General features: G+C 61.2%; 12 protein-coding genes. 6 read left to right on the forward strand and 6 right to left on the reverse strand.

Features of this window, described 5'->3' with window-relative positions:
* Positions 1-44: 44 nt before the first annotated feature.
* Positions 45-614: an elongation factor P gene (locus AD662_RS08930; protein WP_018603118.1), complete on the forward strand. Its 570-nt coding sequence runs from the start codon at positions 45-47 to the stop codon at positions 612-614.
* A gap of 218 nt (positions 615-832) precedes the next feature.
* Here AD662_RS08930 and AD662_RS08935 read toward each other — a convergent pair whose 3' ends face one another.
* From AD662_RS08935 to AD662_RS08945, 3 genes are all read right to left on the reverse strand, one after another.
* Entirely contained in the window at positions 833-1,846 is a 1,014-nt protein-coding gene (locus AD662_RS08935) for an alpha/beta hydrolase (RefSeq protein ID WP_053186704.1), read from the reverse strand.
* Positions 1,847-1,881: 35 nt separating this feature from the next.
* Positions 1,882-2,301, reverse strand: coding sequence for an organic hydroperoxide resistance protein (locus tag AD662_RS08940; protein ID WP_003199389.1), 420 nt, complete (start codon positions 2,299-2,301; stop codon positions 1,882-1,884).
* A gap of 381 nt (positions 2,302-2,682) precedes the next feature.
* Positions 2,683-3,144 (reverse strand): MarR family winged helix-turn-helix transcriptional regulator, encoded by a 462-nt coding sequence (locus tag AD662_RS08945; RefSeq protein ID WP_003199391.1) that lies wholly within the window; start codon positions 3,142-3,144, stop codon positions 2,683-2,685.
* A gap of 144 nt (positions 3,145-3,288) precedes the next feature.
* On the opposite strand from AD662_RS08945, the gene AD662_RS08950 reads away from it, so the two are divergent.
* Positions 3,289-4,038 carry a sulfite exporter TauE/SafE family protein gene (locus AD662_RS08950; RefSeq protein ID WP_018603124.1) on the forward strand — a complete coding sequence of 250 codons (750 nt, stop codon included), beginning with the start codon at positions 3,289-3,291 and terminating at the stop codon, positions 4,036-4,038.
* On the opposite strand, the gene AD662_RS08955 is transcribed toward AD662_RS08950, so the two are convergent.
* Positions 4,028-4,882 (reverse strand): LysR substrate-binding domain-containing protein, encoded by an 855-nt coding sequence (locus AD662_RS08955; RefSeq protein ID WP_018603125.1) that lies wholly within the window; start codon positions 4,880-4,882, stop codon positions 4,028-4,030. The two genes, AD662_RS08950 and AD662_RS08955, sit on opposite strands and share 11 nt — an antisense overlap.
* Positions 4,883-4,979: 97 nt before the next feature.
* On the opposite strand from AD662_RS08955, the gene AD662_RS08960 reads away from it, so the two are divergent.
* Both AD662_RS08960 and AD662_RS08965 read left to right on the forward strand, forming a co-directional pair.
* Entirely contained in the window at positions 4,980-5,198 is a 219-nt protein-coding gene (locus AD662_RS08960; RefSeq protein ID WP_003199394.1) for a DUF1127 domain-containing protein, read from the forward strand.
* Positions 5,199-5,262: 64 nt separating this feature from the next.
* Positions 5,263-6,492, forward strand: coding sequence for a winged helix-turn-helix domain-containing protein (locus AD662_RS08965; protein WP_018603128.1), 1,230 nt, complete (start codon positions 5,263-5,265; stop codon positions 6,490-6,492).
* Positions 6,493-6,625: 133 nt separating this feature from the next.
* On the opposite strand, the gene AD662_RS08970 is transcribed toward AD662_RS08965, so the two are convergent.
* Positions 6,626-7,972: a class II 3-deoxy-7-phosphoheptulonate synthase gene (locus AD662_RS08970; protein WP_024618152.1), complete on the reverse strand. Its 1,347-nt coding sequence runs from the start codon at positions 7,970-7,972 to the stop codon at positions 6,626-6,628.
* Positions 7,973-8,114: 142 nt separating this feature from the next.
* Here AD662_RS08970 and AD662_RS08975 point away from each other — a divergent pair, with 142 nt between their 5' ends.
* Together AD662_RS08975 and AD662_RS08980 are read left to right on the forward strand one after the other, a co-directional pair.
* Complete coding sequence (locus tag AD662_RS08975) at positions 8,115-8,870, forward strand: spermidine synthase (protein ID WP_003199402.1); 756 nt, start codon at positions 8,115-8,117, stop codon at positions 8,868-8,870.
* A 489-nt stretch (positions 8,871-9,359) separates the two neighbouring features.
* The gene (locus AD662_RS08980) at positions 9,360-11,033 is read left to right on the forward strand and encodes a DEAD/DEAH box helicase (RefSeq protein WP_014337279.1); all 1,674 of its coding nucleotides are present in this window, start codon (positions 9,360-9,362) and stop codon (positions 11,031-11,033) included.
* Between the two features lie 196 nt (positions 11,034-11,229).
* Here AD662_RS08980 and AD662_RS08985 read toward each other — a convergent pair whose 3' ends face one another.
* The gene (locus tag AD662_RS08985; protein ID WP_053181574.1) at positions 11,230-11,997 is read right to left on the reverse strand and encodes a DODA-type extradiol aromatic ring-opening family dioxygenase; all 768 of its coding nucleotides are present in this window, start codon (positions 11,995-11,997) and stop codon (positions 11,230-11,232) included.
* Positions 11,998-12,078: the final 81 nt, after the last annotated feature.

Here is a 12,078-nt window from a genome sequence, read left to right on the forward strand (position 1 = left end):
CGGCCTAGATTTTTGTAAATCCCATCCAAATTCGGATATTCGCAATGAAAACTGGTAAAGAACTGAAACCCGGGACCGTGATCCGTCTCGAAAACGATCCTTGGCTGGTTCAGAAAGCTGAGTTCACCAAGTCGGGTCGTAACAGCGCGATCATGAAGACCAAGCTGAAGAACCTGCTGACCGGTTACAAGACCGAGATCGTCTACAGCGCCGACGACAAACTGGACGACGTGATCCTCGACCGCAAAGAAGCGACCCTGTCCTTCATCAGCGGCGACACCTACACGTTCATGGACACCACTGACTACACCATGTACGAGCTGAACGCCGAAGACATCGAAAGCGTTCTGCCATTCATCGAAGAAGGCATGACCGACGTCTGCGAAGCCGTGTTCTTCGAAGAGCGCCTGGTTTCCGTAGAACTGCCGACCACTATCGTGCGTGTCGTTGACTACACTGAAGGTTCCGCTCGCGGCGACACTTCCGGCAAGGTCATGAAGCCTGCCAAACTGAGCAACGGTACTGAGCTGCAAGTTGCTGACTTCATCGAAATCGGTGACAAGATCGAGATCGATACCCGCGAAGGCGGTTCCTACAAAGGCCGCGCTAAATAAGCGAAGCCTTGTGTATGAAAAAGCCCGACCATTGAGTCGGGCTTTTTTATGCCTGCGGATCATGTTCAGACCGAGGGACCGGATGGGATCTGTGGTGAGGGGATTTATCCCTGCCCTGTGGGAGCAAAGCTTGCTCGCGATACAGACGCCTCGGTTCCAGAGACACCGCACTGTTCTCATCGCGGGCAAGCCTTGCTCCCACAGTGTTTCACCACAAATCACTTCAAGTGTTGCTTGAGCTCCTGCGACGCCTGCAGCATTGCCGAACGCACCGCGGGCACCTGGCTGACCACGTTGAGCAAACCATAGTCGTGGATCATGCCGTTGTAGCGTACGGCCGTGACGGGTACACCGGCCGCGTCCAGCTTGCGGGCATAGGCTTCACCTTCATCACGCAAGACGTCGGCCTCGGCGGTTTGTACCAGCGCGGGCGGCAGGCCCTTGAGTTGTGCGGTGCTGGCGCGTAACGGCGAGGCATAGATCTCGCTGCGTTGCCCGGCATCGGTGGTGTAGTTGTCCCAGAACCACTTCATCATGTTTTTACTGAGGAAGTGCCCCTCGGCGAACTGGTTGTAGGACGCCGTCTCGAAGCTGGCATCGGTCACCGGCCACAGCAACGCCTGGAAACGGATCGCCGGCGTGCCTTTGTCCTTCGCCATCAAGGCCACGACCGCCGCCATGTTGCCGCCGACGCTGTTGCCCACCACGGCCAGGCGCTTGCCGTCGACGTTGATCTGCTTGCCGTGTTCGGCCACCCATTTCGTGGCGGCGTAGGCCTGGTTGATCGCCACCGGGTAATGCGCCTCGGGTGAGGGCGTGTAGTTGACGAACACCGCGACAGCGCCCGAGCCCGCCACCAGATCCCGGACCAGGCGTTCGTGGGTTGGGAAGTCGCCCAATACCCAGCCACCGCCGTGGAAGAACATGAACACCGGCAACTCACCCTTGACCCCGGCTGGGCGAACGATGGTCAGGCTGATCGGCTGGCCATCGACCTGGATGGTTTTCTCGCTGACGTCGGCCTTGGGCAGGGTCAGTTTTACCCCTGCCTGGGCGCCCACCAATACGGCGCGGGCGTCCTTGGGCGACAGTTGCTCCAGGGGCTTGCCGGTGCCGGCATTCAGCGCGTCGAGAAACGCCTGGGTGTTGTGTTCGACGATGCCGTCGGCGAAGGCACTGCTGACGCTGAGGGCGAGAAGGGTGGCGGTCAAGGCTTTGCTGAGCGTGTTCATGTGCATCTCCTTAGGTTCGGGTCCAGGGTCGGTGGTCAGACGGTGACGTGCAGGCGCACATCAACGTTGCCGCGGGTGGCGTTGGAGTACGGGCAGACTTGGTGAGCCGCATCCACCAGGCTTTGCGCGTCGGCCTGGTCCAGCCCTGGCAGGCTGATGTGCAGGTCGATGTCGAGGCCGAAACCGCCGGGGATCTGGCCGATGCCGACATGGGCGGTAATCGAGGCGTCGTCCGGGATCTTGCGTTTGCTCTGGCTGGCCACGAATTTCAGTGCGCCGATGAAGCAGGCCGAGTAGCCGGCGGCGAACAGTTGCTCAGGGTTGGTCGCCGCACCGCCTGCACCACCGAGTTCCTTGGGCGTGGCGAGTTTGACGTCGAGGATGTTGTCGCTGGAGATCGCACGACCATCACGGCCGCCGGTGGAGGTTGCGATTGCGGTGTAGAGAGTTTGCATGATGAGAGCCTCGCTTCTGGGTTGGTGTTGTTGCGCTAAATATTTGCGCGCTAAGTAGGTGTGAAGCGAATGTATAGCGCTAATATTTTGCGCGCAAGATAAATTTTCGAGGCGAGATGGAATCGGCAATCTGAAAAGGCCTGAAAGCCTTTAGCTAGAGCGGTTATTGAGCGTAAAAATTTTTTGAGGAGGGCAGGGTAGACAGGGCTGCCGCTATCGCGAGCAGGCTCGCTCCCACACTGGATCTCCTGTGAACACAAAATTCATGTCCGACACAGAACCACTGTGGGAGCGAGCCTGCTCGCGATAGCGGTGGATCAGTTGGTGGGGGTATTGGATGTGCCGGCGCCTTCGCGAGCAAGCCCGCTCCCACAGGAGAGGTCAGAGGCTGTCCTGCAAATGCCCGCGCAGTGCCTGCAGGTCAAGTTGCAGCTTCTTCAACTGCTCCAGGGTCAGGCCGCTGGCGGCGAGGATGCATTGGGGGATGTCGAGGGCTTTTTCGCGCAGGGCGCGGCCCTGTTCGGTGAGTTCGACAATCACCACGCGTTCGTCTTCACGACTGCGGGTGCGGCTCAACAGGCCTTCGGCTTCCAGGCGCTTGAGCAGTGGCGTCAGCGAGCCGGGGTCTGTCAGCAAGCGTGTGCTGATTTCACCGACGGTCAATCCGTCCTTTTCCCACAACACCATCATCGCCAGGTATTGCGGATACGTCAGGCCCAAGGCCTGTAGCAGCGGCTTATAGACTTTGGTCATCAGCAGCGACGTGGAGTGCAAGGCGAAACAGACCTGGTTGTCGAGCAACAGGGCTTCGCAAGCTTCGGGGGTGTCACGCAGGGTGTTCATGGCAAAACCTTCAATCAATGATCGATACGAATCTAGCGGGCGAATCTTTAATGCGCCAGATAATTCTGACGTCATGAGAGATGTTACGTTTCCCCGCTGGCGCCGACTGCGTAGGATAAGCACCCTGATGAAAGGGGAATCGTCTTGTTCGAATTTGTGCAGTTTTTGGTGTTTGGTGCCGTGTTGGGCACCCTGGGGGGATTGTTCGGGATCGGCGGCGGCTTGATTGCCATTCCGGTGCTGGGCGTCTGGTTCGGCCTCGACCAGCAACTGGCCCAAGGTACGGCGCTGGTCATGGTGGTACCCAACGTGATGCTCGCGTTGTGGCGCTATCACCAGCGCAATCGCATCGAATTGCGCCATGTCCTGCCGTTGGCTTCCATGGGTTTCTGCTTTGCCTGGCTGGGTTCGATCTGGGCCGTGGGGATCGACGCGAACAGCATGCGGATCGGCTTCGTCGCGTTCCTGATCGCGCTGACCCTCTACAACCTGGCCCGCATGTTCGCCGCCACCGCACCGGCGTCGGCGCAGATGCGTTATGGCTGGCCATGGCTCGCCGTGTTGGGGGCGGCATCCGGGACCATGGGTGGTTTGTTCGGTGTTGGCGGGGCCGTGGTCGCGACGCCGATCCTGACCAGCATCTTTGGCACCAGCCAGGTGGTCGCCCAAGGGTTATCCCTGGCACTGGCCTTGCCCAGTACCGGCGTGACCCTCGCCACCTATGCGTTTCACCATGAGGTGGACTGGAGCATCGGCCTGCCGCTGGCCGTCGGTGGCCTGCTGAGCATCAGTTGGGGGGTGAAGGTCGCCCACGCCTTGCCGGAGCGGCTGTTGCGCGGGCTGTTCTGCGGTTTCCTGGTGCTGTGCGCGGTGCTGCTCGCCTTTAAAGTTTGAAGCCTTCGATGATGTGCTCGGCCAGGCACTCGGTGATCGGCGATGGGTTATGCAGGTTGCGGATCAGCATGATGCTGGCCTCGGGCAGTTCCGGCAGGTCTTCAGCTTCGCCCAGTACGCGCATGTCCGGGGTCAGCAGGCTTTCCAGTTGCGCCGTGATTGCCAGGCCGGCACCCACCACCGCCATGAGCGCCGACAGGCTCGAGCTGTTGTACGCCACGCGATAATCGCGGCCCATGGCATCCAGCGCATTGCAGGCCCATTGCCGGCAGAAACAGTCACTGTTGAACATCGCCAGCGGCAGCGGTGTTTGTTCATGAACATTGAAGCAGGCGGCTTCGGCCCAGACAAAGCGCTCCTTGCGCAGCAACTGGCCGATTTCGTCCCCCGGTTTGCGGGTGACGATGGACAGGTCCAGGTCCTGGCGCAGCAGCAACTGCTTGGACGATTCGCAGTGCACTTCAATTTCGATCAGCGGGTAGAACTGAGCGAAGCGCTGCAGGATGCCTGGCAGGAAGCGCATCACGTAATCGTCCGGCGTGCCGATGCGCACCGTGCCGACCATGTGCGGTTCACGCAGGGTATTGAACACTTCGCTGTGCAGCTTGAGGATCCGCCGCGCGTAACCCAGCAGCACCTGGCCTTCGGCGGTGAGCTTGACCTGGCGCCCGTCACGCTCGAACAGCCGTCGCTGTAATACATCCTCTTCCAGCCGCTTCATCTGCATGCTGACGGCAGACTGGGTGCGATTGACCAATTCCCCGGCCCGGGTGAAACCGCCCTGGTCGGCGATGGCGACAAAGGTACGCAGCACTTCCGTATCGATGCTCGGGTAACTCGACAATTGATCAATCTCCGAGATGTATTGCATAAGAAACATTCGTTGGATTGATCTTATCGTTAGCGCGAGACTTGATCCATCCCCAACGGAGGACATCACGATGAAAGGTCAAAAAGGTTATCTACTGATAGACAAACTCTCCCACGGCTTTTCCGTCAGCGCCCTGCTGCACAAGTTTAGCCGCTGGTACGAATTGCACCACGAGCGTGAACTGCTGGCCGGAATGAGCGACGAGGCGCTCAAGGACATCGGTGTGAGTCGTGCCGACGTGGAGCAGGAAGTGGTTCGGCCATTCTGGGACGACCCAATGCACAAATGAGCCATCCTTTCCTACACAAACCCCTTACTGGTGAGGTAGGTTGCGAGCAGACAAGGAGATCTTCATGCCCGCGACTCTGTCCTTTACCCTCAAACAGGCCCGGCGTCTGGCGTTGGCCGCCCAAGGATTCGATGGGCGCTCACCGCCAGCTTCGGTGCAACCCTCACGCCTCAACCGCCTGATCGAACGCCTCGGCGTCCTGCAGATCGACTCAGTCAATGCGTTGGTGCGCTCGCATTACCTCCCGCTGTTCTCCCGCCTCGGTCACTACAATCGCGATTTGCTCGATCAAGCAGCCTGGAGCCAGGGCCGACGTCGCACGCTGTTCGAATACTGGGGCCATGAAGCGTCGCTGCTGCCGATGTCGATGTATCCGCTGATGCGCTGGCGCATGGATCGGGCTTCGGGTGGCGAAGGGATCTACCAGCAATTGGCGCGTTTCGGCCAAGAACGCCAGGATGTCATCCGCCGCGTCCTGGCCGCGGTCCAGGAACAGGGCGCCCTGGGTGCGGGCAGTTTGTCTACGCGCAAGGAAAAGGCCGGGCCTTGGTGGGACTGGAGCGCGGAGAAACATGCGCTGGAGTGGCTGTTCGCCGCGGGCGAAGTCACGGTGGCGGGGCGACGCGGGTTCGAGCGGCTCTACGACTTGCCGGAACGGGTACTGCCGGCCGCGATCCTGCAGCAACCGTTGCCGGACGAGGCCCAGGCCCAACGCGGCTTGCTGATGCATGCTGCCGACGCCTTGGGCATTGCCACCGAGAAAGACCTGCGCGACTACTTTCGCCTCGCTCCGGCCGACTGTCGCGGGCGCCTGGCCGAGCTGGAGGAGGCCGGGGAACTGCTGCGCTGCCAGGTGCAGGGCTGGAAACAACCGGCCTGGTGCCGACCTGCGGCGAAAATTCCTCGCAAGGTCGCCGCCAGTGCCTTGTTGTCGCCGTTCGACTCGCTGGTCTGGGAGCGCGGCCGTACCGAGCGGTTGTTCGACTTTCGCTACCGGTTGGAGATCTACACCCCCGTGCACAAGCGGGTGTATGGCTATTACGTGTTGCCGTTCCTGCACCACGAACGCATTGCCGCGCGGGTGGACCTGCGGGCAGAACGGGCCTTGGGGCAGTTGGCCGTGCATGCCGTGCACGAGGATGCGTCGGGGCTGGACGAGGAGGGGATGCAGGCCCTGGCGCTGAACCTGAGGCGTATGGCCCGGTGGCTGGGGCTGGAGCGGGTGCAGCTCAATTGCCAGCGGGTGAGTGGGGGGCGGTTGGCGGTGGCGTTGGCCCAATTAAGTGGTGACTGACCTGGCCTCATCGCGAGCAGGCTCGCTCCCACATTTGATTTGCCGTGGACACAAAAGCTGTGGTCACCGCATATCCCTGTGGGAGCGAGCCTGCTCGCGAGGCGATTGAACCGGCGAAGAAGGATCTACTGATTCACCGCCGAACCTGCTTCAACGTCTCAGCAATCAGGAAAGCCAATTCCAGCGACTGATCGGCATTCATCCGCGGGTCGCAGTGGGTGTGGTAGCGGTCCGACAGCCCGTCCTCGGTAATCGGGCGTGCGCCGCCGATGCATTCGGTGACGTTTTGCCCGGTCATTTCGATGTGAATCCCGCCGGCATAGGTGCCTTCGGCTTCGTGGACCTGGAAGAACTGCTTCACCTCACCGAGGATCTGCGCAAAGTCGCGGGTCTTGTAGCCGCTGCTGGCCTTGATGGTGTTGCCATGCATCGGGTCTGAGCTCCACAGCACTTGCTTGCCTTCACGCTGCACGGCGCGCAATAGCGGCGGCAAGTGTTCGCCGACCTTGTTAGCGCCCATCCGGGCGATCAGGTTCAGTCGGCCGGGGTCGTTCTGCGGGTTGAGCACGTCGATCAGGCGTATCAGATCGTCCGGGTCCATGCTCGGGCCGACCTTGACCCCGATCGGGTTGTTCACCCCGCGCAGGAATTCGACATGGGCGCCGTCCAACTGACGGGTGCGGTCGCCGATCCACAGCATGTGGGCCGAGCAGTCGTAATAGTCGTTGGTCAGGCTGTCACGGCGCACGAAGGCTTCTTCGTAATTGAGCAGCAACGCTTCGTGGGCAGTGAAAAAGCTGGTTTCGCGCAGTTGCGGCGAGGTGTCCATGCCGCAGGCGCGCATGAATGCCAGGGTTTCGTCGATGCGGTCGGCCAGGTGGCTGTACTTTTCCGCCAGGGCCGAATTGGCGATGAAGTCCAGGTTCCACTTGTGCACCTGGTGCAGGTCGGCGAACCCGCCCTGGGCGAAGGCGCGCAGCAGGTTCAAGGTGGCGGTGGACTGGTGGTAGGACTGCAGCAACCGCTCCGGGTCCGGTACGCGGCTTTTCTCGTCGAAACCGATACCGTTGACGATATCGCCCCGGTAGGCCGGCAGGGTCACGCCGTCGATGGTTTCGTCGTTGGCCGAGCGCGGCTTGGCGAACTGCCCCGCCATGCGCCCGACCTTGACCACCGGGCAGCCGGCGGCAAAGGTCATGACGATCGCCATCTGCAAGAGCACCTTGAAGGTGTCGCGGATCTTGGCCGCCGAGAACTCGGCAAAGCTTTCGGCGCAGTCGCCGCCTTGCAGCAGGAACGCCCGGCCCTGGGTCACCTCGGCGAACTGACGGCGCAACTCCCGGGCTTCACCGGCAAACACCAGTGGCGGATAACTGGCCAGGGTCTGCTCCACCTGCAACAGGTGCGCGGCGTCGGGGTAGCGGGGTTGTTGCTGGATCGGCAGGGCGCGCCAGCTGTCAGGGCTCCAGGGTTGGCTCATCATGATCTCTAGGTGATTTACGCTCGGACGGCCATGTTATCAGCAAATTAGTGCGTGACCTGCTCCGGTCGCTTCGCGGACAATCGCGCCTTTGTCCCGTATACGCAGGCTCAAGCCGGCACGGCCACCATCAGGAGATGAAATGACAGAGGAGCGCGTCGAGCATTTGCTCGCCGAGGTGCACGACGAGTTCGGCATGATTCGCGTATTCGAAGTGGCCGATTACCGGTTTCTCGAGTTTGGCGATGCCATCGAGCAGAGTTGCGTGTTCACAGCCGACCCGAGCTGGCTCGAATATGACTATACCCGCGCCATGCTCATCGGCGCGTTGTGTCACGAGCAGCCGGAAAGTGCGCTGTTTCTGGGGCTGGGCGCCGGTACGTTGACCCAGGCCTGCCTCAAGTTCCTGCCGTTGGAAGATGTCGAGGCCATTGAATTGCGCCCCGACGTGCCGCGCCTGGCCATCGAATACCTGGGGCTGGATGACGATCCGCGCCTGTACATCCGCGTCGGCGATGCACTGGAACTGCTTGAAAGCGCCGAGCCGGCGGACCTGATTTTCGTCGACCTCTATACCGATGTCGGTCCCGGCGTCGGGCACCTGGCCTGGGGCTTCCTGGAAAATTGCCAGAAACGCCTCAACCCGGGCGGCTGGCTGGTGATCAACCAGTGGGCCACGGATGACGGCAAGCCATTGGGCGCGGCGCTGTTGCGCGGCTTGTACCACCGGCATTATTGGGAGCTGCCGGTGAAGGAGGGCAACGTGATCCTGATCGTGCCGGCGGACCTGGATCAGGAGCTGGACATGCAGGGACTGGTCGCCAGGGCCGAAGGGCTGGCGCCGAGGCTGGGTTATTCGTTGCAGTCGTTGATCAAGGCCATCCGCCCGGCAACCTGACCCCCGTCCAAGGTGTGACAACCTCCTGTGGGAGCAAAGCTTGCTCGCGATGAACACCACTCAGACCTTTGCGGAAGTCGCGGTGTCTGCATCGCGAGCAAGCTTTGCTCCCACAGGTAAAGATGAACCGTTTTAGCACCCATCCCCGCAACGCTGGGCCTCTGTAAAACAAACGGTTGTACCGTTAACCCCAAGGCCTTGTCACAGCGAGCCCCATAACGGGCTCAGGCAATAAAAAAAGCTCCCTTTTTGGGCGAATTCCGGTATAGTGCGCGCCGGCCTTTAGCCGGGCCGCGTCAAGGTAGCGCAATTCCCCGAAGTCAGCTTCGGTTGCATGTCCGCACAACGGATGCTTCCACGACGTTCTTTTTCATTCATTCGTTTTCGCAAATCCCCGCCGACAAAGCAGCCAGGGCGACTCTTGAGTCTCAACACGGCACGCGCAGCTTTGGAGCATGGGTCTTTGCGGATGCACTTAGAGGCAGACCCATGACCCAGGAAACCGGCGGCTTCGCCGCTTTTAATCTCAACCCGAACATTCTTGCTGCCGTCACTGCGACCGGCTACGAAGAACCTTCGGCGATTCAGCAGCAATCGATCCCGATCATCATGGCCGGCCACGACATGATTGGCCAGGCGCAAACCGGTACGGGTAAAACCGCTGCGTTCGCCCTGCCGATCCTGCATCGCATCGATCCTGCCAAGCGCGAACCGCAAGCCCTGATCCTGGCGCCAACTCGTGAGTTGGCGCTGCAAGTAGCAACCGCTTTCGAAACCTATTCCAAGCAGATGCCTGGCGTTACCGTTGTGGCCGTTTACGGCGGTGCCCCGATGGGCCCACAACTGAAAGCCATCCGTAATGGCGCGCAGATCGTTGTCGCCACTCCGGGTCGTCTGTGCGATCACCTGCGTCGTGACGAAAAAGTCCTGGCTACCGTGAACCACCTGGTTCTCGACGAAGCCGACGAAATGCTCAAGCTGGGTTTCATGGATGACCTGGAAGTCATCTTCAAGGCCCTGCCAGCGACTCGCCAGACTGTATTGTTCTCGGCCACCCTGCCGCAATCGATCCGTGCCATTGCCGAGCGCCACCTGCGCGATCCGCAACACGTGAAGATCCAGACCAAGACCCAGACCGTCACCGCGATCGAGCAGGCTCACCTGCTGGTTCACGCTGACCAGAAGACGTCTGCCGTTCTCAGCTTGCTGGAAGTGGAAGACTTCGACGCCCTGATCATGTTCGTGCGCACCAAGCAAGCGACCCTGGACCTGGCCAGCGCCCTGGAAGCCAAAGGCTACAAAGCCGCTGCGCTGAACGGTGACATTGCCCAGAACCAGCGTGAGCGCGTGATCGACTCCCTCAAGGATGGCCGCCTGGACATCGTTGTGGCGACCGACGTTGCTGCCCGTGGCCTGGACGTTCCGCGCATCACCCACGTATTCAACGTGGACATGCCGTACGATCCGGAATCCTACGTTCACCGTATCGGCCGTACTGGTCGTGCCGGTCGCGAAGGCCGTGCGCTGCTGCTGGTCACCCCGCGTGAGCGTCGCATGCTGCAAGTGATCGAGCGTGTAACTGGCCAGAAGGTAGCTGAAGTTCGCCTGCCGGACGCCCAGGCCGTTCTCGATGCTCGCATCAAGAAACTGACCAACAGCCTGTCGCCACTGGTGGCTGACGCCGAATCGACCCACGGTGATCTGCTCGATCGCCTGACCGCCGACATCGGTTGCACCCCACGCGCCCTGGCCGCCGCACTGCTGCGCAAGGCCACCAATGGCCAAGCGCTGAACCTGGCTGCAATCGAGAAGGAACGTCCCCTGGTGCCGAACAACGCACCGCGTGGCGATCGTCCTGAGCGTACCGGTGATCGTCCGGACCGTGGTGATCGCGAGCGTCGTGCTCCGATCCCGCTGGCCGAAGGTCGTGCTCGCTGCCGTACCGCGCTGGGTGCCCGTGACGGCATCGCTGCCAAGAACCTGCTGGGTGCCATCCTCAACGAAGGCGGCCTGGCCCGCGAAGCGATCGGCCGCATCCAGGTGCGTGATAGCTTCAGTCTGGTAGAGCTGCCGGAAGATGGTCTGGAGAAGTTGCTGACCAAGCTGAAAGACACCCGCGTGGCTGGCAAGCAGCTCAAACTGCGTCGCTACCGCGAAGATTGATCGGCTCTTGGGCTGATTGATCGAACATGAAAAATCCCCGACTGGTTCGGGGATTTTTTATGCCTGTCGTTTGGTGTTCCTTCAGGAGGTGTGGTGTGGACGCCAATCGCGAGCAGGCTCGCCCCACACTGGATCTTCGGCGCTCACCAAACCCCTGTGGGAGCGAGCCTGCTCGCGATTGAAGCGACTCGGTCAATCAGTCGAACCGATAGATATCCATCCCCAGCGTCCCCATCGTGAACCCCGCATGGGCAACACTGAATTTCCCGCCGGCACCCCGGGCAAAATACAGCGGCAGCAAGTGCTCATCGCTGGGGTGGCTGCGCACGGCGTTCGGCGCCTGGCGACGGTAATCATGCAGCGCGGCCTCGTCGTCGGCCGCCAGCGTCTCAACCATCCAATCGCGAAAGGCCTTGGCCCAGGGCTCAATGCTGTTGGGGCCGGCGTTCCAGTCCAGGTCGCGCAGGTTATGGGTGATGCTGCCGGAACCGATCAGCAAGATGCCCTGCTGACGCAGGCTCGCCAGGGCCTGGCCGACCTGTGTCTGCAACACCGGTCCCTGGCGGCTGGGCAGGGAAACCTGCACCACCGGGATGTCGGCCTCGGGGTACATCAAAGACAATGGCACCCAGACGCCATGGTCGGACGGCCGTTGAGGATCGAGGCGTGCCGGCAGATGCGCGGTGTTGAGCATGGCTGCGACTTGCGTGGCCAGTTGAGGATCGCCAGGCGCGGGGTACTGCACCTCATACAGGGCTGGTGGAAAGCCGCCGAAGTCGTGCCAGGTGCGCGGCTGCGGATTGGCGCTGACCAGCAGTTCGTTGCTTTCCCAGTGGGCGGACACGATGACGATGGCCTTGGGCTTGGGCAATTGAGCGGCCAGGCGAGCCAATGCCGGACCGCTGTCGCCGGGCTCCAGGGCGAGCATCGGTGAGCCATGGGAGATAAACAGGCTGGGCAGCATGAAGGGACTCCTGAGCGTTAAGATGGAGTCATCTTCCGTCAGGTCAATGATCTAAATCTAATATAAGTTTTAGCCCGTTTT

This window comes from Pseudomonas kilonensis (assembly GCF_001269885.1).
Classification (GTDB): Bacteria; Pseudomonadota; Gammaproteobacteria; order Pseudomonadales; family Pseudomonadaceae; genus Aquipseudomonas; species Aquipseudomonas kilonensis.